The sequence below is a fragment of the Bradyrhizobium sp. Ash2021 genome (genome assembly GCF_031202265.1).
Taxonomy (GTDB): Bacteria; Pseudomonadota; Alphaproteobacteria; order Rhizobiales; family Xanthobacteraceae; genus Bradyrhizobium.
The window spans coordinates 6,135,823-6,157,645 of the sequence record NZ_CP100604.1 but is presented as its reverse complement, the minus strand read 5'-3'; the positions used below and the strand labels follow the sequence as shown (position 1 = coordinate 6,157,645).

At 62.1% G+C, this 21,823-nt stretch carries 25 protein-coding genes and 1 pseudogene; 14 read left to right on the top strand and 12 right to left on the bottom strand.

Features of this window, described 5'->3' with window-relative positions:
* Positions 1–4: 4 nt before the first annotated feature.
* On the top strand, positions 5–1,315 hold the full coding sequence (locus tag NL528_RS29805; protein WP_309177945.1) for an adenylate/guanylate cyclase domain-containing protein: 1,311 nt from the start codon (positions 5–7) through the stop codon (positions 1,313–1,315).
* 10 nt (positions 1,316–1,325) lie between these two features.
* On the top strand, positions 1,326–2,240 hold the full coding sequence (locus NL528_RS29800) for a PhzF family phenazine biosynthesis protein (RefSeq protein ID WP_309177944.1): 915 nt from the start codon (positions 1,326–1,328) through the stop codon (positions 2,238–2,240).
* 59 nt (positions 2,241–2,299) lie between these two features.
* On the opposite strand, the gene NL528_RS29795 is transcribed toward NL528_RS29800, so the two are convergent.
* Complete coding sequence (locus NL528_RS29795) at positions 2,300–2,785, bottom strand: DUF488 domain-containing protein (RefSeq protein ID WP_309177943.1); 486 nt, start codon at positions 2,783–2,785, stop codon at positions 2,300–2,302.
* A gap of 12 nt (positions 2,786–2,797) precedes the next feature.
* Positions 2,798–3,622 (bottom strand): DUF72 domain-containing protein, encoded by an 825-nt coding sequence (locus tag NL528_RS29790; protein ID WP_309177942.1) that lies wholly within the window; start codon positions 3,620–3,622, stop codon positions 2,798–2,800.
* 146 nt (positions 3,623–3,768) lie between these two features.
* Here NL528_RS29790 and NL528_RS29785 point away from each other — a divergent pair, with 146 nt between their 5' ends.
* From NL528_RS29785 to NL528_RS29765, 5 genes are all read left to right on the top strand, one after another.
* Complete coding sequence (locus NL528_RS29785) at positions 3,769–4,125, top strand: hypothetical protein (protein ID WP_309177941.1); 357 nt, start codon at positions 3,769–3,771, stop codon at positions 4,123–4,125.
* 83 nt (positions 4,126–4,208) lie between these two features.
* Positions 4,209–4,400: a hypothetical protein gene (locus NL528_RS29780; protein ID WP_309177940.1), complete on the top strand. Its 192-nt coding sequence runs from the start codon at positions 4,209–4,211 to the stop codon at positions 4,398–4,400.
* 338 nt (positions 4,401–4,738) lie between these two features.
* Positions 4,739–5,872: a glycosyltransferase family 2 protein gene (locus tag NL528_RS29775; protein WP_309185066.1), complete on the top strand. Its 1,134-nt coding sequence runs from the start codon at positions 4,739–4,741 to the stop codon at positions 5,870–5,872.
* Positions 5,873–5,981: 109 nt separating this feature from the next.
* Positions 5,982–7,478, top strand: a complete 1,497-nt coding sequence (locus NL528_RS29770; RefSeq protein WP_309177939.1) for a glycosyltransferase family 39 protein — start codon at positions 5,982–5,984, stop codon at positions 7,476–7,478.
* Positions 7,479–7,718: 240 nt separating this feature from the next.
* The gene (locus NL528_RS29765; protein ID WP_309177938.1) at positions 7,719–8,942 is read left to right on the top strand and encodes a tlde1 domain-containing protein; all 1,224 of its coding nucleotides are present in this window, start codon (positions 7,719–7,721) and stop codon (positions 8,940–8,942) included.
* 16 nt (positions 8,943–8,958) lie between these two features.
* Here NL528_RS29765 and NL528_RS29760 read toward each other — a convergent pair whose 3' ends face one another.
* Positions 8,959–9,246 (bottom strand): glutathione binding-like protein, encoded by a 288-nt coding sequence (locus tag NL528_RS29760; RefSeq protein ID WP_309177937.1) that lies wholly within the window; start codon positions 9,244–9,246, stop codon positions 8,959–8,961.
* On the opposite strand from NL528_RS29760, the gene lepB reads away from it, so the two are divergent.
* The 3 genes from lepB (at position 9,245) to NL528_RS29745 (ending at position 10,619) form a co-directional block, all read left to right on the top strand.
* Entirely contained in the window at positions 9,245–10,003 is a 759-nt protein-coding gene (gene lepB / locus NL528_RS29755; RefSeq protein WP_309177936.1) for a signal peptidase I, read from the top strand. The two genes, NL528_RS29760 and lepB, sit on opposite strands and share 2 nt — an antisense overlap.
* A gap of 25 nt (positions 10,004–10,028) precedes the next feature.
* Positions 10,029–10,199: a hypothetical protein gene (locus NL528_RS29750; RefSeq protein WP_309177935.1), complete on the top strand. Its 171-nt coding sequence runs from the start codon at positions 10,029–10,031 to the stop codon at positions 10,197–10,199.
* 132 nt (positions 10,200–10,331) lie between these two features.
* Positions 10,332–10,619: a GIY-YIG nuclease family protein gene (locus NL528_RS29745; RefSeq protein ID WP_309177934.1), complete on the top strand. Its 288-nt coding sequence runs from the start codon at positions 10,332–10,334 to the stop codon at positions 10,617–10,619.
* Positions 10,620–10,876: 257 nt separating this feature from the next.
* Here the strand turns inward: NL528_RS29745 and groEL are convergent.
* Positions 10,877–11,079 (bottom strand): annotated as a pseudogene (gene groEL / locus NL528_RS47250) (chaperonin GroEL); the annotation flags it as partial.
* 390 nt (positions 11,080–11,469) lie between these two features.
* Here groEL and NL528_RS29740 point away from each other — a divergent pair.
* Positions 11,470–12,225: a Crp/Fnr family transcriptional regulator gene (locus NL528_RS29740; RefSeq protein ID WP_309177933.1), complete on the top strand. Its 756-nt coding sequence runs from the start codon at positions 11,470–11,472 to the stop codon at positions 12,223–12,225.
* Between the two features lie 55 nt (positions 12,226–12,280).
* Here the strand turns inward: NL528_RS29740 and NL528_RS29735 are convergent, their stop codons facing one another.
* The 5 genes from NL528_RS29735 to NL528_RS29715 form a co-directional block, all read right to left on the bottom strand.
* The gene (locus tag NL528_RS29735) at positions 12,281–12,481 is read right to left on the bottom strand and encodes a hypothetical protein (RefSeq protein WP_309177932.1); all 201 of its coding nucleotides are present in this window, start codon (positions 12,479–12,481) and stop codon (positions 12,281–12,283) included.
* Between the two features lie 42 nt (positions 12,482–12,523).
* On the bottom strand, positions 12,524–12,736 hold the full coding sequence (locus NL528_RS29730; RefSeq protein WP_309177931.1) for a hypothetical protein: 213 nt from the start codon (positions 12,734–12,736) through the stop codon (positions 12,524–12,526).
* 215 nt (positions 12,737–12,951) lie between these two features.
* Complete coding sequence (locus NL528_RS29725) at positions 12,952–13,419, bottom strand: phasin family protein (protein WP_309177930.1); 468 nt, start codon at positions 13,417–13,419, stop codon at positions 12,952–12,954.
* A gap of 389 nt (positions 13,420–13,808) precedes the next feature.
* Positions 13,809–15,452, bottom strand: a complete 1,644-nt coding sequence (gene groL / locus NL528_RS29720) for a chaperonin GroEL (RefSeq protein ID WP_309177929.1) — start codon at positions 15,450–15,452, stop codon at positions 13,809–13,811.
* Positions 15,453–15,542: 90 nt separating this feature from the next.
* The gene (locus NL528_RS29715) at positions 15,543–15,860 is read right to left on the bottom strand and encodes a co-chaperone GroES (RefSeq protein ID WP_074275059.1); all 318 of its coding nucleotides are present in this window, start codon (positions 15,858–15,860) and stop codon (positions 15,543–15,545) included.
* A gap of 377 nt (positions 15,861–16,237) precedes the next feature.
* On the opposite strand from NL528_RS29715, the gene NL528_RS29710 reads away from it, so the two are divergent.
* Positions 16,238–16,525: an usg protein gene (locus NL528_RS29710; RefSeq protein WP_074278385.1), complete on the top strand. Its 288-nt coding sequence runs from the start codon at positions 16,238–16,240 to the stop codon at positions 16,523–16,525.
* A gap of 161 nt (positions 16,526–16,686) precedes the next feature.
* Entirely contained in the window at positions 16,687–17,244 is a 558-nt protein-coding gene (locus tag NL528_RS29705; protein ID WP_309177928.1) for a cupin domain-containing protein, read from the top strand.
* 113 nt (positions 17,245–17,357) lie between these two features.
* Here the strand turns inward: NL528_RS29705 and NL528_RS29700 are convergent, their stop codons facing one another.
* Positions 17,358–18,629 (bottom strand): nucleoside transporter C-terminal domain-containing protein, encoded by a 1,272-nt coding sequence (locus tag NL528_RS29700; protein ID WP_309177927.1) that lies wholly within the window; start codon positions 18,627–18,629, stop codon positions 17,358–17,360.
* A 173-nt stretch (positions 18,630–18,802) separates the two neighbouring features.
* On the opposite strand from NL528_RS29700, the gene NL528_RS29695 reads away from it, so the two are divergent.
* Entirely contained in the window at positions 18,803–20,026 is a 1,224-nt protein-coding gene (locus NL528_RS29695) for an MFS transporter (protein ID WP_309177926.1), read from the top strand.
* A gap of 142 nt (positions 20,027–20,168) precedes the next feature.
* Here NL528_RS29695 and NL528_RS29690 read toward each other — a convergent pair whose 3' ends face one another.
* Both NL528_RS29690 and NL528_RS29685 read right to left on the bottom strand, forming a co-directional pair.
* On the bottom strand, positions 20,169–20,933 hold the full coding sequence (locus NL528_RS29690) for an SDR family oxidoreductase (protein ID WP_309177925.1): 765 nt from the start codon (positions 20,931–20,933) through the stop codon (positions 20,169–20,171).
* 13 nt (positions 20,934–20,946) lie between these two features.
* On the bottom strand, positions 20,947–21,705 hold the full coding sequence (locus tag NL528_RS29685) for a proteasome-type protease (RefSeq protein WP_309177924.1): 759 nt from the start codon (positions 21,703–21,705) through the stop codon (positions 20,947–20,949).
* Positions 21,706–21,823: the final 118 nt, after the last annotated feature.

Below are 21,823 nucleotides of genomic sequence, written 5' to 3'. Positions count from 1 at the left end.
AACGATGCTGGGGTTGTGGGACAACAAGGGCGGAGAAGACTCGGCGGTATCGCCCGACTTTACGCACGCCTTGATGCAGCAAGTGCTGCGCACCGAGCTGATCCGGATCAAGGCGTTGATCGCGACCGCGGCGGTTCTCACCGTCATGGTCTGGACCATCTATTTCTTCGACCCCTATGCGATCACTCATCTCTGGCATGGCCGTCTCAAGCCGACCAACCTCTACGCGATCCTGATCCCCTTCATTCTGTTCGAGCTGTGGGTCCATACGGTCATCAGCCGTCATTTGAAGCTGGACCGCGATGTACCCGTCATCAGGCGGTATTTTGGCGCACTGATCGAGACCTCGATGCCGACGCTCGCACTGGCGCTGGAGATCGACAGCATGGGACCGGTGGAGGCGCTTGGTTTCGTGGTGCCGCTCATTTATTTTATTTTCATCATCCTCTCGACGTTGCGGCTGGATTTCTGGCTCTCGACCTTTACCGGCTTCGTGGCCGCCGCCGAGCTGTTTGGCATGGCGATGTTCTATCATCGCGCCGGCAGCACTGATCCGCCACCCGATCTCTACTATCATTCCGTGCGCAGCTTCATCATTCTGATCTGCGGCATGCTGGCTGGCGCGGTCGGCGTCCAGTTGCGCCGGCAATTCGAGGCCAGCATTTTGGCCGCGACCGCGCGCGACCGCATCACCAACCTGTTCGGCCAGCACGTCTCGCCGCAAGTGGTCGAGCGTCTGATGGCCGAGGGCGCTGCGACCGAAAGCGAGATTCGCCGGGTCGCGGTCATGTTCGTCGATTTCCGCAGCTTTACCGCCGGCGCCAGCACCCGCTCGCCGCGGGAAGTGGTCGATCGCCTCGATGGCGCGTTCGCGGTGCTGGTCGATATCCTCGACCGCCATGGCGGCATCGTGAACAAGTTTCTCGGCGACGGATTCCTGGCGCTGTTCGGCGCGCCACTCGAGGCGCATGACGCCGCGCAGCGGGCGGTTGCCGCGGCGCGCGAAATGCTCGACGCCAATGAGCGCGCCAACAAGGCGACGAGCTGGCCGCTGCGGATCGGCATCGGCGTCCACATCGGCGAGGTGGTCGCGGGCAATATCGGCTCGCCCAGGCGCAAGGAATATACCGTGATCGGCGACACCGTGAATTTCGCCGCGCGGCTGGAAGCGCTCAACAAGGAATTCCACTCGCAGTTCCTGATCTCGGACGCGGTTCACGATGTGCTGGGTCAGGAATGCAGCGATGCGGTCTCGCTCGGCGAGGTTCCGATCAGAGGTTACGACCGGCCGGTGCCGGTATGGCAATTGGGCTAGGAGATTCTTGATGCAACGGCGTTACATCACCGTCGACGTTTTCACCGACCGGGCCTTCGGGGGCAATCCGCTCGCCGTCGTAATGGATGCCGGCGGGTTGTCGACGGCGCAGATGCAGGCGATCGCGACCGAATTCAATTATTCCGAAACCACCTTCGTGCTGCCGCCGCAAGACCCGGCGCACGACGCGCAGGTTCGCATTTTCACCGTGGGTTCCGAAATTCCGTTCGCAGGTCACCCCAATGTCGGCACCGCCTTCGTGCTGGCAATGCAGGCGGCAAAGCCGCCGGCGCGGCTGCAATTTGAGGAAAAGGCGGGTCTCGTGCCGGTCGAAATCCTGACGGGGCAGGGCAGTGTTATCGGCGCCGAATTGACCGCGCCGCAGCCGCTCAAGAGGTTGACGCAATCGAGCGCGGAGCGGGCGGCGGCCTGCCTTTCGCTGTCCGCGGCGGACGTAAAAACCGATCGCCATCCGCCGCAGATCGCCTCCGTCGGTTTGCCGTTTCTGATGGTCGAACTGGCGACGCGCGAGGCGTTGCGGCGGGCGAAGCCGGATGCGGCGGCGTTCGGCAAGACCTTCCCGTGCGACGGCTCGGACGCGGTCTATTTCTACACGCGCGACGTGCCGGGTAGCGAACAGCCGCTCGACCTGCAGGCGCGCATGTTCCATCCAGGCTCCAGCGGCCTTTCCGAGGATCCCGCCACCGGCAGCGCAACCGCCGCCGCCGCGGCGCTGCTCGCCGATCTCGACAACACGCAAGACGGCGAACTGAAATTGCGGATCGGCCAGGGCGTCGACATGGGCCGGCCGAGCCTGTTGCTGACGCGGGTCCGCAAGCAAAACGGCGCGGTCGTCTCCGCCCATGTCGGCGGCGGCTGCGTGCAGATGATGGAGGGCACGTTCCGGCTCAAGGGGGAGGGGTAGGCTTGAGGCAGGGAGTCCGTCATTGCGACCCGGTGGCTCCTCGCAATGACGGCGAAACCTCACACCTGCGGCGCGACCAGGTTCTCGGTACTGATGCCGTCGCGGTCCTCTATGATCTCCGCGATCCATTGCCGGTGACAATGCCTGTGGTCGCGCTCGTAGCAGAGGATGCAGATGGGTCCCGATTTCTGCACCAGCGCCGACAGCTCGTCGAGCTCTTCCCTGGCCTGTGGCGTCTTCAGATGCTTTGAATAGATCTTGTGCAACCGGTCGAACTCACCGCTGCGCGCCGCCTCGCGGCCCTCTTTCGGCGTGCCGAGCCCGCGCAGGTGCAGATAGGCGATGCCGCGCTCATCCAGCCCGGCCGCAAGCTGGTTCTTGGAAAAGCCCGGACGGCGGGACGACGCGATGGCGCGCACATCGACCAGCAGTTTCACGCCGGCCTGCTCGAGCTCGTCGAGTACGGCCTTGGCGGGCGTCTGTTCATAGCCGATGGTGAAGAGCTTCGCAGCCTTCTTCGCGGCCTTCTTCCCGCCCTTGGCCATGGGATCCCCCGATCACTTCACGCGTTCGATCAATTCCATCGCGCCTGCAGGCGCGCGCACCTTGCCCTCGTGGATCACGTAGGCAAACACGTCGCGCGGCGCCTTCTTCGGCTTTGTGTCATCGACGCGCGGCAAATCGTCCGGCTCGCCGCCGCCGGCCCAGGCCTGAAATCGCTTTGCCCAGGCATCGAGTTGCTTGGGCGGATAGCAGGTCTTCAGTTCGTCATTGCCTTTTTGCAGCCGGGCATAAACAAAATCGCTGGCGATGTCGGCAATCGCAGGATACTTGCCGTGCTCGGCGAACACGACGGGGGTGTCGAACTTGCGCAATAGCGCGATAAAATCAGGCACGCAGAAACTGTCGTGCCGGACTTCGACCACATGGCGCAGGGCGCGGCCGTCGAGTTTGCGCGGCAGCAATTCGAGAAATTTTCCGAAATCGGCTTCGTCGAATTTCTTGGTCGGCGCGAATTGCCAGAGTACCGGGCCGAGGCGATCGCCGAGCTCCAGCACGCCAGAATCATAAAACCGCTTCACGGAATCGCCGGCTTCCGCCAGCACGCGACGGTTGGTGGCGAAGCGCGGCCCTTTCAGCGAGAACACAAAACCGTCCGGCACTTCGCGGGCCCATTTGCGAAAGCTCTCCGGTTTCTGCGAGCCGTAATAGGTGCCGTTGATCTCGATCGATGTCAGCTTCGAGGCGGCGTAGGAAAGCTCCTTCGCCTGCGTGAGTTTTTCCGGATAGAACACGCCGCGCCACGGCTCAAAGGTCCAGCCGCCGATGCCGATATAAATGTTGCCGGATTTGGTGGAAGCGGTCTTCGGGGCTTTGGTCACGGAGGGCTCGTCTCAAAGGAGGGGGGCGTTGTTCGGGCCGGAGACTAGTCAAACCAATCGTGATTGGCCAGTTCGCCGGAAATGCGACGTCCGCGCTTACCCGCGTCGGTTGTTCGAGCTAAATTGACAAAAAAGGGAGAAGAACAATGCGCATGATGATCGCGGGCATTCTGGCGATGATGACCTCCGTTGCGATTGCCGACGAGGTCGACGACGCGCACCGGCTGGCGGTGTCGGGCCGCGACTCCTATTGGAACTGCCTCGCCCGGGAATATCCGCGGGACGGCAACAAGAACCTGTCGGAAGCGGATTTCGTCGCGCTGATCGCCGGCGCCTGTCGTTCCGAACGGCAGAATTTCAGGGTGGCGCTGGTGGATTATCTTGCGATGCAGTTTCCCGACAATGAGGCCGGCGCCAACATGACGACGGCCAACAACGCCATCGCCCTGGCCCAGAAGGACATTGTGACGGCGTTCGCCCGGCGCAAGGCGGCGTCGAAGTAGCTGAAAGCACCGACCTTGAGCCCTATTCCTTCGGCCCGATTTTCCATGATATCAATTCGTCAGAACAGAAGGGATCGGCGGGTATGAGTTCCCAGTCAGTCGCGGGTATTTTGGGCGCTATTATCGCTTCGGTTGTGCTGGTGGCTGCAATCGCGTATGGTCCGATCGGGCAATTCGGCAAGCCGCCGGCCAAGCCGGCCAGCGCTCAGCCGGCGGCAGAGCAGCCGGCGCCAGCGGCGCCAAGGGGCCCGGTGATCCGGGAAGTGCCCAATTGATTAACGCGGGTTGTCCCTTGCGGAATGCCCCTCGCATCCCTATCTAGCCCCTAACGGCGACGTCGACGCTTAAGAAGCTCCGGCGCTGGGACGACCATGAATAGCCAGGCAGCGCCGGATGTACGCGCGCCCTTCTGTTCGTGGTCGTTGGCATTTTTAGAGCGTTTTCAAGCGAAGCATGCTCTCGGACTTGATCCGAGGGTGGCTACCGGTTCGCGTAAAGAAAACGCGTCAAACCAACAACCAGGCTGTTTTGGCCGGTTTTTTCCACCGACCAGCCTTCATCCCGGAACCCTGCCTTGGCAGCGCTGGCGGCTGCGGATATACGCTTGGCCGTCATGAATGAAGCCATCAAACCGGGCCCCGAAATCCCGTCGCAGGCCACCGGTTTGCCCCAGCTTTCGGTCGTCGTCCCCACCTTCAACGAGCGCGACAACGTCACCGTGCTGTACCGGCGGCTCGACGCGACGCTGAAAGGCGTGGCCTGGGAAGTCGTCTTCGTCGACGACAATTCCCCCGACGGCACCTGGGAAGTGGTGCGGGGCCTGGCGCGGCAGGATTCCCGCGTCCGCTGCATCCGCCGGATCGGCCGCCGCGGACTGTCCGGCGCCTGCATCGAGGGCATCCTGGCCTCGAGCGGGTCCTATGCCGCGGTGATCGACGCCGATCTGCAGCATGACGAGTCGCAGCTGCCGAAGATGTTCGGGCTATTGCAAAGCGGCGAGGCCGAGCTCGTGGTCGGCAGCCGCTATATCGAGGGCGGCAGCGCCGACAGTTTCAACAAGCAGCGCGCCGGCGCCAGTCAGCTGGCGACCGAAGTCGCCAAGCGCGTGCTCGGGGTCCAGGTCAAGGATCCCATGAGCGGCTTCTTCATGATCCGCCGCGACCGCTTCGAGCAATTGGCGCCGCAGCTCTCCACCCAGGGCTTCAAGATCCTGCTCGACATCATCGCCACCGCGCGCGGCGAACTGCGCACGATCGAGGTTCCCTTCACCTTCGGCTCGCGCCAGCACGGCGAGAGCAAGCTCGATTCCATGGTGGCGCTGGATTTCCTCGGGCTGGTACTGGCGAAGCTGACCCATGACGTGGTGTCGCTGCGCTTTCTGCTGTTTGCGATGGTCGGCTCGATCGGCCTGATCGTGCATCTGGTCACGCTGTTCGTCGCGCATGAGATCTTCAACGTGGTGTTTGCGGAAGCGCAGGCCGCCGGCGCGTTTGTCGCCATGACCAGCAATTTCATCCTGAACAATTTTCTCACCTATCGCGACCAGCGGCTGAAGGGTTTTGCGATCCTGCGCGGCTTGCTGCTGTTCTATCTCGTCTGCAGCGTCGGCCTGTTCGCCAATGTCGGCGTGGCGTTCTCGGTCTACGACCAGCAGCCGATCTGGTGGCTCGCGGGCGCCGCCGGCGCGCTGATGGGCGTGGTCTGGAACTACGCGATGTCCGGACTGTTCGTCTGGCGCAAGCGATGAAGGATAGCGTCTTCAAGCGAAGTGGATATCCGGTTCGCGTGAAGAAAACGCGTCGAAACAATAGGCTGGAGTTCAGTCCTGATCCAATCAGGACCGATAGGACTCCAAAATGAACCCGAGCGAGGCGCGGTCTGTCCTCAACACGGTTCTGACGATCCTGGCGCTGGTCGTGCTGCGCCTGGTCGCCGCCGCCTACACGCCGCTTACCTTCGACGAAGCCTATTACTGGATGTGGTCGAAGAGTCTGGCCGGCGGATACTACGATCATCCGCCGATGGTCGCCCTCGTGATCCGTCTTGGCACCCTGATTGCCGGCGACACCGAACTCGGGGTGCGGCTGATTTCGATCCTGCTGGCACTGCCGATGAGCTGGGCGGTGTATCACACGGCTGCGATCCTGTTCGGCGGCCGCCGGCTAGCGTCGACCTCGGTGATCCTTCTCAACGTCACGCTGATGGCGGCGGTCGGCACCATGATCGTCACCCCGGATGCACCGTTGCTGGTGGCTTCGAGCTTCGTGCTGTTTGCGCTGGCCAAGGTGCTGCAGACCGGACGCGGCGCCTGGTGGCTTGCGGTCGGCGCCGCCACGGGAGCGGCGCTGCTGTCGAAATACACCGCGCTGTTCTTCGGGCCGGCGATCCTAATCTGGCTGATCGCCGTTCCAAAACTGCGGCGCTGGCTGATCTCGCCATGGCTCTATCTCGGCGGCCTCGTCGCGCTCTTGATGTTCGCGCCAGTCATCCTGTGGAACGCCGATCACGGCTGGGTTTCCTTCATCAAGCAGATGGGCCGCGCGCGGATCGCGGATTTCCGGCCGGCCTTCATCGCCGAATTGATTCCGACGCAGATCGCATTTGCGACACCGCTGGTGTGGATCCTGGGCGCGATGGGGCTTTACGCGCTGTTCAAGCGCGGCGCCGGGGCGCTGGGGGCACGCGCGCTGATCAACACGACGTTCTGGACCATCGTCGCCTATTTCGTCTGGCATTCGCTGCACGCCCGCGTCGAGGCGAACTGGTTCGCGCCGGTCTATCCGGCGTTTGCGATCGCAGCTGCAGTCGCCGCCAATCTGACGCAATGGAACGTGCGCGAGCAGCGCATGGTCGACTTCTGCCTGCGCTGGGCGGCGCCGACCGGCATCGTGATGTTTGCGCTGTTGATCGTGCAGGCCAACACCGGCGCGCTCACGGGCTATCGCCGCGACGCCACGGTGCGCAGCGTCGGCGTCGGCTGGCGCGACCTGGCGCGCGAGATCGAAGCCGTGCGGGCGCGCACCGGTGCTTCCTGCGTATTCGCGCCGGATTACGGCACCACCGGCTGGCTCGCCTTCTATCTGCCGAAGGGCACCTGCGTTGCGCAGCAGAGCCAGCGCATCCGCTGGGTCAATATGCCCGAACCCAATGCGTCGCAGCTTGCTGGCAAATTGCTCTACGTTCACGAGGTCTGGCCCGGCGATCCCCTGAAGGACATTTTTGCCCGCGTGGAGAAGGTCGCCGAGGTCCCGCGCAAGCGCGGCCCGCTCACCATCGAAACCTACGCGCTCGATGTGCTGGAGGGACCGAAGGGCGAAGTGTTCGACCGCTCGCCGCCGCCGGAACTGGAGTAGGAGCGTTCCCGGAATTCATTGACCGCGGACACAATTGCTGTGGAACCCCCGCATGAATACGGGGTGATTTTGTGCATGCACCGCAATCATTTTGGCATGCCTCAGATTGGCCGACGTTTAATCCGCATTTAACTAAAACTCGCCTTAATGACGCTCCGCGCCTCTGCGAGATGCTGCGGCGGAACTTTCCGGCCGCGGCAACAAAGAGGACCAAGTGGAACTGTTCTGGACGCAAGGCGAATGAGTACGAGTACCGGTGCGTTTGGCCTTGCGGCCCACAACCGCAAGCGATCTTCCCGCAAGATCTTCCCGCGACACTTCTTCGGCAGCGCGGCCATCGCAGGCCTCGTGCTGGGCTGCGCCTGGACCGTTTATACCAATGTATTTGGCGCCGGTATCTATCCGTCGGTGAACAACGCGGCGTTCGACGCACCCGTCATCAAGCGGCCGGTCGCAGTTGCGGCGCGTCCCGCGGCGCCGGCCTTCAATGAAGTGTTCGCGTCCGTTGCGGCGCCAGCGCCTGTCTTGTCGAAGCCCGAGACCGTGCAGCCTTCGATTATGTTTAACGAAAGGTTTGCAGCCGCGGCGCCGCAAAGCGAACCCTCGAAGGTGGCAGAGGTCGCGCCGCCAACTGACGCGCCCGCACTCGCCGAGGCGTCCGAGCCGGTAAAGGCATCGAAAGTCGCCGAAGCGCCGAAACCTGCGGCCGCAACCAAATTAGCGGAAGCGCCGAAGCCAAAGGAAATGGCGCCCGCCGCCGCGTCGACCCAGGTTGCACTCAATGTACCGGCGCCGACGACGCCGCGGGCTGCCGAGGCAAAATCCGCTGAAGCCAAGCCCGCAGAAGTAAAGACCGCTGCAAAAACGCCGGGTGACACTGTCCGCGACATGGCGCAACGCGCCAAGGCGGCCGTGATGTCGATTGCTTCCAACGAGAAGCAAACCATCGTCGAAAAATTGTGGGGCAAGCAGCCGTCGCATGGATCGCTGTTGTCCTACGCTTCTGCCGACGCCAGCGTCACCGGCAGCATTCCTTCCACCGTCAACCAGAACCCGATGCTCGGCGGATCGCCGCCCTATGACCGGCAGACCGCGGTATATGACGTCTCCGCGCACATGGTCTATTTGCCCGACGGCTCCAAGCTTGAAGCGCATTCCGGCCTCGGCTCCATGCTCGACGATCCTCGTTCCTCGCGCATCAGGATGCGAGGCGTGACGCCGCCGCATATCTACGAGCTGACGCCGCGCGAGGCGTTGTTCCACGGCGTGCCGGCCTTGCGGTTGAATCCGATCGGCGGCGAAGACAAGATTTTTGGACGCAGCGGCCTGCTGGCGCATACCTACATGCTCGGGCCCAACGGCGATTCCAACGGCTGCGTTTCCTTCAAGGACTATTACGCCTTCCTCAATGCCTATCGTAACCAGGGCATCAAGCGTCTCGCCGTGCTGGCGCGGGTGGAGTGAGCCCGCGCGCGAGCGATCAAACCGCCGCGGTCTTGCGCAACTGCATCTCGATGCCGATGGCTGCCTTGACCTGCGGCCGCGCCTGGAAGCGTTCGAGATAGGCGACCAGCGACGGCCACTGCGCCACGTCGACGCCGCCGCGCCCGAGCAATAGCAGCGCCCAGCCGAAATACGCGTCCGCTACGGTGAAGCGTTCGCCGACCAGATACTGCCTGCCTTCAAGATGTTCGGCGGCGACCGAGACGTTGCGCTTCCTGTCATCTTGGCTATTTTGCCCGAAACGCTCAGGGCCTTGAAAATTCATGACCGCGATTCAGCAAGCAAGCCCGCCATCACGATGGATCAAGGTTACGCTTGTCGTCGTGGCCGTGATTTTGCTGTCGTTGGTATTTTCCCCGATCCTGTTTCGCACCTTCCTGTTTCAACCCTTCAACATGCCAAGCAATTCGATGACGCCGACGGTCCTGTACGGCGATTATTTCTTTGTCTCGAAATATGCCTATGGCTACACCCATTATTCGCTGCCGTTTTCGCCACGGCTGTTTTCAGGACGTATTTTCGGGTCAGAACCGGCGCGTGGCGACGTTGTCGTATTCCGTCTACCGAAAGACGATTCAACCGATTACATCAAGCGCGTCGTGGGGCTGCCCGGCGACCGCATTCAGATGAAGGAAGGGCAGCTTTACATCAACGGCATCGCGGTGGCGCACGAGCCGTTGGCCGATTTTGCAGGCGGAGATTCCTGCGGATCGAACGACGGCGCCAGGATAAAACGCTGGCGCGAAACCCTGCCGAACGGCGTCAGTTACGAGACGCTGGACTGCGTCAAAAACGGCTTTTACGACAACACCAATGTCTACACGGTGCCGGCAGGCCATTTCTTCGTGATGGGCGACAACCGCGACAATTCGACCGATAGCCGGGTGCTTTCAGCGGTGGGCTATATCCCGCTGGAAAATATCGTCGGCCGCGCCGGGCTGATCTTCTACTCTCGCGCGTCTGGTTCAGACCCGGTCGCGCCAGGCGCTCGTTCCGAGCGGATAGGTACATTCATTCATTGAACGCCCGAGCTTCGTGGGTACGGTGGTGTTTTGGATCGGCGACCACAACTGGCGCTCGCAGGGCGCGATGACCAAGGTCGGCTGCGTCGGGCGCGAGAGACGGTTCACGCGCGAGTTGTCGGGTGACGGGCCGTATTACATTTTCGAGATTACGAAGGGTAGATGCGAGCAGGGTGGAAGGGCGCTGGTTGAGTGAGGGTCGCGATTGAGTGGTGAGGTTGTGCTTCGAGCCGTCACAAACTATCCTCGTCATTCCGGGGCGCGCCTCTTGGCGCGAGCTATGATGTGCAATTGCACATCAGAGAATCCATAACCACGACTGTCTGAATTGGCCTACTACGTCTATCTTCTTGCGAGCAAAAAGCACGGCACGCTCTATCTCGGGGTGACGAACGATATCGTGCGTCGTGCATACGAACATCGTACCAAAGCAACCGGCGGCTTCACGGCGCGATACGGCGTCAACAAGCTGGTCTGGTTCGAGATTTACGACGACGCGATTACCGCCATCGCGCGCGAGAAGGAATTGAAGAAGTGGCGGCGAGACTGGAAGATACGTTTGATCGAAGAGCAGAATCCGGGTTGGGTCGACCTTTATCCGGGTATTGCTAGTTGAAGCGTCATTCCGGGGCGATGCGAAGCATCGAGCTATGATGGGCAATTGCACATCAGAGAATCCATAGCCACGCTGCTCGCAATAGTCCTCTACACGCGGACATTCGGGGTTATGGATTCTCTGATGTGCAATTGCACATCATAGCTCGCGCCAAGGTGCGCGCCCCGGAATGACGAGGGATTTGATTGGTTGCAAACAAAAACCCCGGCATCGCTGCCGGGGCTTTGCGTTCCTTGAATTGTCGCCTGAGAGTTGGATCAGAAATCCATGCCGCCCATGCCGCCGCCCGGAGGCATGGGCCGGCGCCGGCGTTCTTCTTCGGCAGTTCGGCAGTCATGGCTTCGGGCCGGTCCTTTTCGATCATCTGCCGACGATGATGGAGCCGTCTTCACCGGCGTTGAGCGCGAGCTGGCGGGACGGCGCGGAGCGCCTTGCGCAGAATCTCGACGCGGGTCTTCTGGCCATGGCAGCCGCTCATTGCGGAGAAGCGACGGCCGCAGTCTTGAGAGCGGAACAGGCTCTCGGCCGAGAGCAGCTTTGCCGTGTGCCGGAATTGGAACCGCGGTTTCCCGCACTCTTACGGTGTTACCCATGCGTATTTTTGTCACCCATGCGTATTTTATAGTTGCGTCCAGCGGCTCATTTGCCTCTAACTTCTCATGCTGATGCGAGCAGACAGTCCGCCGCGCGGCCGAGTTTGGATTTTATTGTTAGAGTGAGGGCGTATTTGAGTGAGCGCGCATAGCGAAAGCAGATTTAAACCTGGTTTAATGTCGCCATTCGGCGACACCGCAAATGGAGAAGGCCGCGGCCTCACCGCGGGTCCCCCGCAGTGACGCCTCGCGGCGGAATGGGTAATCGCCTTCTAGCAGCATTGCCGGCATCGGACCTCGATCTGCTGGGGCCCGAGCTTGAGACGATCGCGCTCGATCAGGACGCGGTCCTTTCGCAGGCGGGCGACGATATCGATTACGTCTTCTTCCCTCATAGCGGCGCCATCTTGCTGATGATCGACATGGCGGATGGACGCACGGTAGCCACCGCGGTAATCGGGCGTGAGGGGGCAGTGGGCACGCTTTCGGTGCTGGGGCCGTCACCTTCGGCTATTACCGCGGTCGTTCGTGCGGCGGGCACGGCCACTCGGATCCCTGCATCGCGGTTTCACGCCGCCTTCAGCCGAAGTCCCGCGATTCGGCATGCGGTCCAGATTCACATCAGGTCGATGCTTATGCAGTTCCAGCTCGGCGCGGCCTGCAATGCGCTGCACCCGGTCGAAGCCCGTATGGCTCGCTGGCTGCTCCAGCTTCGCGACCGCATCGACGACGATGTTCTCCCGCTCACCCAGCAGACGCTGGCGCAAATACTCGGTGTGCGACGAACGACGGTAACGCTCCTGATGCGCAATCTCCGCGCGCGCGGGGCGATCAGGTCCGATCGACGAGGCCTCTTCGAGATCGACCGAGCGCGGCTCGAAGCGACAGTGTGCGAATGCCACAGCGCCATGCGTCTCGAAGTCGAGGAGATCTTCCCGGCGAATACGACCCGATCTCGCGCGGCGGTTCTGCCCGAAAATGGGCGCATCCCTGAATCGGGCGATGCCATGTAGGTGCGTTTCCGCGCGACCGCTTAACCTTGCGGCACGGCGTTCCCGGAAGGCCCCATCAAGAGCGATCCGCCGCCAAGCCAGGTTCTCTGCCGACAACGGATGCCGCCTCGAGTTTGGCAAGCTCGCGCAGCACCTTCGCCGTCTGGCGCAGCTCGTTGCGCTCGGGGCCCGGCTTCAGCCGTCGTGCTTCGTCAAGAAAGTCCTTGGCCTGCAGCAGCCAGGTGGATGTTTCAGCCGAGATTTTCATGCGCGCCATGGTGTCCCTCCATCGCGATCGTCACTTGATCTGGATCGATGATTACGCCGGGGAGCCCGCGCTGCGACGCCGTAGCCGGATGCTCGGCTCGTCGACCCAGGCTTCCCGCGCAAACCACGCGTGATCGATGCGGCAGATCGGGCATCGGGTGCGCGAGAAAAACACCGCGCGGCGCCCAAAGCTCTCGCGGTCAGTCTGGATGCCGGTAGGAATCGCGTGTCCGGTTTGCGGACATTTGACCATGACCATTCCCATGTAACCCTCCCTCGAAATTGGTATTCAGTGTTTCTTGCAGAAAAGTACCGGCCGGTTGGAGTGCGCCTCTTGTCGGTGCGGTTACTTGGGGGGGCATCGCGCACCTTGTCTGATCGAGCATCGGCCAGTGGGGGCTGCATGCTCGCTGCTGGGCTTGTTCCAACCGGCCGGATCCCTCCTCAAACGAATCCTGGACGTGAATTGAGCGGGCTTTTTTAGCCGGCTTGGTGGAGAACCTTGGTGAAGTGCTTCCTGATCGGCTCGCCCGTTTCCGTCGCAAGCTTCTGGGCAAGCGCCAACAATTCCTTGTTCTGGTCCGATGCGGTGTCGAATGCCTTGCGCGTTTGCGCCGCGGACAAGGCAAAGACATCGGTAGCTGACCTGCTGCCGATGAGATGGACGAAGAAATCGAGCGCAGATGCGGTATTGGCGTTCGAGATTTCGAACACCTTGAGCCCGTAGTCGGTCGCGCTTCGGGCATTGCTCGAAAAGGTCTCGCGCAGCGCTTCCGTCATCTTCTCTGACGCGGCCTTGATCGTCTCGCAGCCTTCCCGTGCGCGGGCCAAACTCTGCTCGGCAAGCTCGCCGCTCAGGCCAGGCAAGGCGATCTTCGAGAAGTCCAACATCGGCGTCCCGAAAACATTCGTTCCGTTCAGCGTGACCTTCATTTCGCTTTCACTCACGGCACCATTCCTCTTCTCAAGCGAAAGCATTCCCCGCGACGCTCGCTTGCGTCACGAAAGCTCACGCTCCGTGTTGGATCAGTTTCTGGATGAGCTTTGATTAGCCCCGACACTACTTTGCGTCAGGAGAAACGGGACTGTCGGTTCGGTTTGCGACTCTCGGGCCAATTTTTTTTGAAATTGTCAATACAAACAAACGTATATTTACGGAGGTCCTGTGCATAACAGGGATATCCAAGGGAGCACAAAGCCTCCTCTTCACCGTAGCGTTGCGAAAGAGACTTCGGCGTTAACTGCGTTGCGGGCGGCCATTCGCGTCGTCTGCCCAAACAAAAACCCCGGCATCGCTGCCGGGGTTTTGCATTCTTGTAACCGCCTGAGAGGCTGGATCAGAAATCCATGCCGCCCATGCCGCCGCCCGGGGGCATACCGCCGCCGCCGGCGCCGGACTTCTTCGGCAGTTCGGCGATCATGGCTTCGGTGGTGATCAGGAGAGCCGCAACCGAAGCTGCGTTCTGGATCGCCGCACGAACCACCTTGGTCGGGTCGATGATGCCCTTGGTGACCAGGTTGCCGTATTCGCCGGTCTGCGAGTCGAAGCCGTAAGCGTACTGGTCCTTCTCGAGGATCTTGCCGACGATGACGGAGCCGTCCTCGCCTGCGTTGATCGCGATCTGGCGAGCCGGCCAGGAAAGCGCCTTGCGGACGATCTCGACGCCGGTCTTCTGGTCGTCGTTCTGGGTCCGGATCTTCTTCAGCTGCTCGGAAGCACGCAGCAGGGCGACGCCGCCACCCGGCACGATGCCTTCTTCAACCGCCGCACGGGTCGCATGCATCGCGTCATCCACCCGATCCTTGCGCTCCTTGACTTCGACTTCGGTCGCGCCGCCGACGCGGATCACCGCGACGCCGCCAGCGAGCTTGGCCAGACGCTCCTGCAGCTTCTCGCGGTCGTAGTCCGAGGTGGTTTCCTCGATCTGCGCCTTGATCTGCTGAACGCGGGCTTCGATGTCGGCCTTCTTGCCGGCGCCGTTGACGATGGTGGTGTTCTCCTTGTCGATCATCACCTTCTTGGCGCGACCGAGCATGGCGAGCGTGACGTTCTCGAGCTTGATGCCGAGATCTTCCGAGATCGCCTGACCACCGGTCAGCACCGCGATGTCCTGCAGCATGGCCTTGCGGCGATCGCCGAAGCCCGGAGCCTTGACGGCGGCAACCTTGAGACCACCGCGGAGACGGTTCACAACAAGCGTGGCCAAGGCCTCGCCTTCGACGTCTTCCGCGACGATCACCAGCGGCTTGCCGGTCTGCACCACGGCTTCGAGCAGCGGCAGCAGCTCGTTCAGCGAGGAGAGCTTCTTCTCGTTGATCAGGATGTAGGCATCGTCCATTTCAACGCGCATCTTGTCGGCGTTGGTGACGAAGTAGGGCGAGATGTAGCCGCGGTCGAACTGCATGCCTTCGACGACGTCGAGTTCGGTCTCGAGCGACTTGGCTTCTTCAACCGTAATGACGCCCTCGTTGCCGACCTTCTTCATGGCATCGGCGAGGAACTTGCCGATTTCGGCGTCGCCGTTGGCGGAGATGGTGCCGACCTGGGCGATTTCCTCGTTCGAGGTGACCTTCTTGGAGTTCTTGACGAGGTCGGCGACCACGGCTTCCACAGCCAGGTCGATACCGCGCTTCAGGTCCATCGGGTTCATGCCGGCGGCAACCGACTTGGCGCCTTCACGGACGATCGCAGCCGCCAGAACGGTCGCGGTGGTGGTGCCGTCGCCGGCAGCATCTGCGGACTTGGAGGCGACTTCGCGCACCATCTGCGCGCCCATGTTCTCGAACTTGTCCTCGAGCTCGATCTCCTTGGCGACGGTGACGCCGTCCTTGGTGATGCGGGGAGCCCCGAACGACTTGTCGAGCACGACGTTGCGGCCCTTGGGGCCGAGCGTCACCTTGACGGCGTTGGCGAGGATGTCGACGCCGCGCAGCATGCGGTCGCGGGCATCAACACCGAATTTGACTTCTTTAGCTGACATATTTGATTTCCCTGAGTTGTTGTCTGTGTCTCACCCTTTTGGGGAGGCGCCACGCAGGCGCTCCTCAGGGTGAGCGGTGCGGCAAAAAGCTTAGGCGGCCTTCTTCTTGGAGGCGGGAACGTCGGTGAGGACGCCCATGATGTCGCTTTCCTTCATGATCAGCAGCTCCTGGCTGTCGATCTTGACTTCGGTGCCCGACCACTTGCCGAACAGGACGCGGTCGCCGACCTTGAGGTCGATCGGGATCAGCTTGCCGGCTTCGTCACGGCCACCGGGGCCGACGGCGACGATTTCGCCCTGCGACGGCTTTTCCTTGGCACTGTCCGGAATGATGATGCCGCCTGCGGTCTTCTCTTCGGCGTCGATGCGCTTGACCACGACGCGGTCGTGAAGCGGACGGAATTTCATGCAGTCCTCCTAAGTTTCTGAAGATGTTGTCAGATTCTGGAAATTTGGCAGTCCGAGCCAGCGAGTGCCAGCACGGCTGGGCAGGACATAGGCCAGACTTGTTCGGGGGACAAGGGCTTCTAGCAGAAAAATTGGCACTCAAATATGACGCCTGCCAATTTCGTTCATCGTGATTAATTCGGCGGGGAACCTGCCAAACCCCGTGTTAGCACGTGCGGTAAGCTGCTGCTAACGCGACATTTTTCAACAGATCGTTAAACATTTAGGCTTGTGATGGGTGGGTATCGTGCGTCACATTTCTCTCATGTGAGCGCATCTCCGCCGGGGTGGCTCGGTGCGGCCACCACGTGAAATGCGCTCCAGCAATGGAGGTTGGCATGGTGTCGCAGGTTGGAGTTGTTTCCGACGATTTCCGGAAGCAGGTGCTGGGTTACGGGCTGACGACGGCGCAAATTCTCTATCGGATGCCGGATCATCCCTCGCTGCTGCAGACCTATGTCTGGCAGAACTACGACCTGTTTCCGAAATTCCCGGCGTTGAAGGACTTTCTGGCCTTCTGGCAGGAAAAGCTCGACGGCCCCTTGTTCTCCGTGACTGTGGCGCATTCCAAGCTGATCAAGCCCGCCGAACTGCGCGCAGTCGACGGCGTGTTCAGGCTGCATTGAGCCAAGATCCTAGGGTGGGCAAAGGCGCTCTTGCGCCGTGCCCACCACGACATTGGGAATCTGTTGAAAACACCTTTGGTGGACTCGCTTCGCTTAGCCCACCCTACGAAATTCGTTTTGTGCTAGGCTCCTCCCACCGAACGAAAAGGGAGGACACAAAAATGGCCAAGCAAAAGGCAACATCAAGAGCCGCAGCCAAAACCGCGGTGAAGAAGAAATGGGCAGGCCTCAGAGGCGCCGCCAAACCCTCATCCCGCAAGACTATCAAATCGAAGGGCCGCGTTTCCGCGGCCAAACCCAAGACAGCATCGAAGACAGCAGCGAAGGCGCGTCCGAAGCAGCGCATCGCCATCAGCCATCATCGCGAAGAGGATTTTAAGGCCGACGGCCTTCGCGCTTACGCAAAATACCGCGATCTCGGCATTGCCGATGCGACCCACGGCCTGGCGCAGGCGCATGTGATCCGCCTGATCGGGCCGTGCAATCCGGCAGAAGTCTCAAAACTGCATTACCACGACGTCGAATTCCAGATGGTCTATGTGCTCAAGGGCTGGGTGAAGACCTACATGGAAGGCCAGGGCGAGACGCTGATGAAGGAAGGCAGCGCCTGGACCCAGCCGCCGCGCATCAAGCATCTGATCATGGATTATTCGGACGACGTCGAATTGCTGGAAGTGATTTTGCCGGCGGAGTTCAAGACGGTGGAACTGGCGTCGTAGTTCGGGGCGGGCGTATCTCGTTCGCCGTCATTGCGAGCGAAGCGAAGCAATCCATCGCGATGCGCAAAGAGAGAATGGATTGCTTCGTCGCTACGCTCCTCGCAATGACGACCTCATGTGATCACCCCCACGATCGCGCCCATCAGGCACGTCGTCAGCGTGCCCGAGACGATCGACTTCAATCCCAGCGCATTGATTTCGTCGCGGCGGGTCGGGGCCATGGTGCCGAGGCCGCCGATCATGATGCCGAGGCTGCCGAAATTGGCAAAACCGCACATCGCATAAAGCATGATCAGCCGCGAACGCGGATCGAGCGCATCCGTGCCGAGCTTTGACAGATCGACATAGGCGATCAACTCGTTCAGCACGGTTTTTGTGCCCATCAGGCTTCCCGCCGTGATCGCCTGCGGCCAGGGCAGGCCTATCAGCCAGCACACCGGCGCCATGATGTAACCGAGCAGCCGCTGCAGCGAAATTTTGGCGCCGGCGATCTCGGGCAACAGCCCGAGGATCGCGTTGGCGAGATAGACCAGCGCCACCAGCACCAGCAGCATGGCGATGATGTTGAGCAGCAACTCCAGCCCGGACGCGGTGCCCTTGACGATCGCATCCATGGTGCTGGAGGCGACCTGGCCGGGATCGGCGTCGGCCAACCCGGGCACCGCGGACGCACCGCCGGTGCGCTTGTCTGACGTCTCCGGCACCATGATCAGGCTGATCAAAATCGCCGCCGGCGCGCCGAGCACCGACGCGATGACGAAATGCGCGGCGGCGTCGGGGATCAGCGGCGCCAGCAGCGTGGCGTAGAGCACGAGCACGGTGCCGGCGATTCCCGCCATGCCGCCGGTCATCACCAAAAAGAGCTCGCTGCGGGTCAGTTGCGCGAGATAAGGCCGGATGAACAGCGGCGCCTCGACCATGCCGAGAAAGATATTGGCGGCGGTCGACAGCCCCACCGCGCCGCCGACGCCGAGCGTGCGCTCCAAGAGCCACGCCATGCCGCGCACGATCGGCGGCAGCACGCGCCAGTAAAACAGCAGCGTCGTCAGGACGCTCATGACAAGGATGATCGGCAGCGCCTGAAACGCCAGGATGAAATCCGCGCCCGGCGACTTGAGGTCGAAGGGCAGGGCGCCGCCGCCGAGATAGCCGAACACGAACGAGGTGCCGGCGCGGGAAGCCGCCGAGATCGTGTTGACGGCGTCGTTGATGGCGCCGAACGCCTTTGCCACCAGCGGCAGCTTGATCAGGACCAGCGCGGTCACCAGCGTGACCGCAAGCCCGATGGCCATCTGCCGCAACGAGACCGCGCGGCGGTTTTCGCCGAGCCCCCAGGCGATCGCCAATAACGCCAGAACGCCGAACGCCGATTGCAATTGCAGCATGATCCCCAAGCCCCGCTTTCAGCGATTATGGCAGCGGCGGAGTTCAAAGCGCAATGCCGGGCCCGTCTGCCGGCGCGGCCATTGACAACGGAGCGGGGGTCGGTCACGGCGTCATAAACAACACCGAAGCGGGGCCGCACGGCTCACGCTTTGAACGCAGGACCGGTCGAGCCATGTCTTCCATCATGCCCGCGGGCGCCGGCGCTCTGCTCAAGCATCGATCCTTTCTGCTGTTTCTGCTGTCGCGCAGCCTGTCGCGGTTCTCCAGCCAGATCGGCGCGGTGGCGATCGGCTGGCAGATCTATGACCTGACCGGCAGCGCGTTCGACCTCGGCATGGTCGGGCTGGTTCAGTTTCTGCCCACCGCGCTGTTGCTGTTCGTAGCCGGCAGCGCCGCAGATCGTTACGAGCGCAAGCGCGTCGTGCAGCTTTGCCAGTTTGCCGAAGCGCTGACGGCGCTGTTTCTCGCCTGGGGCGCCTATTCGGGCTGGCTGACGGTAACGCATATTTTCATCGCCACCTTCGTGCTGGGAACGGCGGGGGCGTTCGAGAGCCCGACGACATCGGCGATGCTGCCGCTGATCACGCCGCCGGGTTCGCTACAGCGCGCGACCGCGATCTCGAGCGGTGCCACGCAAGTCGCCACCATCACCGGGCCGGCGCTCGGCGGTCTCGCTTATGCCGTGATGCCCAGCATGCCCTATGGCATCATGGTGCTGTTCTGGCTGTTGGGAGCGATCCTGACCGGCGGCATTCGCCTGCTGCAACCGGCTGCGGTCAGGGATGCGGCGACGCCGGGCGATCTGTTCGCCGGCGTCAGGTTCGTTCGCAACAATCCTGCGATCCTCGGCACGATCTCGCTCGATCTGTTCGCGGTGCTGCTCGGTGGCGCCACCGCGCTGTTGCCGATCTATGCGCGGGATATCCTTCAGGCCGGGCCGCTCGGCCTCGGCATCCTGCGCGCCGCGCCCGCGGTCGGTGCCTTGCTGATGACCGCGTTCCTCGCGCGCCACACCATCCACCGCCGCGTCGGATTACGCATGTTTCAGGCCGTGATCGTGTTCGGCGCGGCCACCGTCGTGTTCGCGCTGTCGCACTGGATGTGGCTGTCGGTGCTGGCGCTCGCGATCCTCGGCGCCGCCGATACCATCAGCGTGGTGATCCGGTTTTCGCTGGTGCAGCTGGCGACGCCCGACGAGATGCGCGGCCGCGTCGGTGCGGTGAATTTCCTGTTCATCAACGCCTCCAACCAGCTCGGCCAGTTCGAAAGCGGCGTCACCGCAGCGCTGTTCGGCGCGATGCCGGCCGCCGTGCTCGGCGGCGTCGGCACCATCGCCATCGCGCTATTGTGGATGAAGCTGTTTCCGGCGCTGCGGGATGTGGAGAAGCTGGAGTAGGCTCAAGCGTCATTGCGAGGAGCGAAGCGACGAAGCAATCCATACTTCGTGCGCCGATAAATGGATTGCTTCGCGGAGCCTGTCATCGGGCGGCGCTTCGCGCCGACCCGTTGGCTCGCAATGACGGTGATAGAGTGGCAGATCAGCCCCGTCCGACGAACGGCATCTTGCTCGCCATGACCGTCATGAACAGCACGTTGGCGTCGAGCGGCAGGCCGGCCATGTAGGCGACGGCGTCGCCGACGGCTTTCGCATCCATGCGCGGCTCTTGTTTCATCGTGCCATCCGGTTGCATCACGCCGGGGCCGGCGACCATGCGGTCGGTCATCGGCGTTGCGGCATTGCCGATATCGACCTGGCCGACCGCGATGTCATACATGCGGCCGTCGAGGTTACTGGCCTTGGTGAGACCAGTGATGGCGTGCTTGGTCGAGGTATAGGCCGCGGAGAACGGCCGCGGCGCGTGTGCCGAGATCGAGCCGTTGTTGATGATGCGGCCGCCGCGCGGGGTCTGGTCCTTCATGATGCGGAAGGCGTGCTGGGTGCACAGGAACGGGCCGGTGAGATTGGTGTTCACCACGGCCTGCCACTGTTCGAGGCTGAGATCCTCGAAGTTCACCGGCGGCGCGCCCATGCCGGCATTGTTGAACAGAACGTCGAGCCGGCCATAGGTGTCCATCACCTTGGCGAACAGCGCCGCGATCGAGCCGGGATTGGTCATGTCGGCGGACACGCAGAGGCTCTTGCCGACATTGTCGCCGAGCTTTTTGGTCTCTTCCAGCATCTCCAGGCGGCGCCCGGCGAGCACCACGGTGAAGCCCGCATTCATCAGCGCCAGCGATGCCGCGCGCCCGACGCCGGTGCCTGCACCGGTGACGATTGCGATCTTGTTTGCTGCCTCGGCCATGGTTTCCTCGCCTTCAGTTTTTTGTTTCTGTTTCGGATTTGTAGGGTGGTCTTGGAATATTCTGATGCGCCGCGCGCAATGCCGCCGACCAGCGCGAGCGCAGATCATGGAAATAGGGCTCGCCGGCCTCGATGCGGTGATTGAGATCGGCCTCGCAGGCATCCGCGCGCACCACCAATACGTCGATCGGAAGACCGACGCCGAGATTGGAGCGCATGGTCGAATCCATCGAGATCAGGCTGGTCTTCAGCGCCTCATACAGCTCGACGTCGTAATGCATGGCGCGGTCCAGCACCGGCTTGCCGTATTTGTGCTCACCGATCTGCAAATAGGGCGTGTCGGTGGTGCATTCGATGAAATTGCCGGCGGTGTAGACCATGAACAGCCGCATCCGCGACCCCTTGATCTGGCCGCCGAACAGGAACGAGACGTCGAACGAGACGTCTTCCGATTTCAGCGCGTCGCCTTCGGTGGCGTGCACGTTGCGGATGGCGCGGCCGATGCGCTGGGCTGCCTGGAACATGGTCGGCGCGTTCATCAGGGTTTCGATCTCGCCGGTGTGCGGGTCTTCGAGCCCTTCGGTCAGGGTCGAGAGCACCGACTGGCTGATCGCGAGATTGCCGGCGCTGGCGATCGCCATGATGCGCTCGCCGGGCTTGGAGAAAATGTGCAGCTTGCGAAAGGTCGAGACGTTGTCGAGCCCGGCATTGGTGCGGGTATCCGCGATCATGACGAGGCCGTCCCGCACCAGAATTCCGCAACAATAGGTCATTCCCAGTCCCCAAACGCGTCCGAGTTTCTCGGCGCCAAACTAGTAGCCAATTTCAGGGGGGCATCCAACCCCAATTCCCCGTGGCGCGGTATGCGTCCAACGGGTAAAAAGACGCATT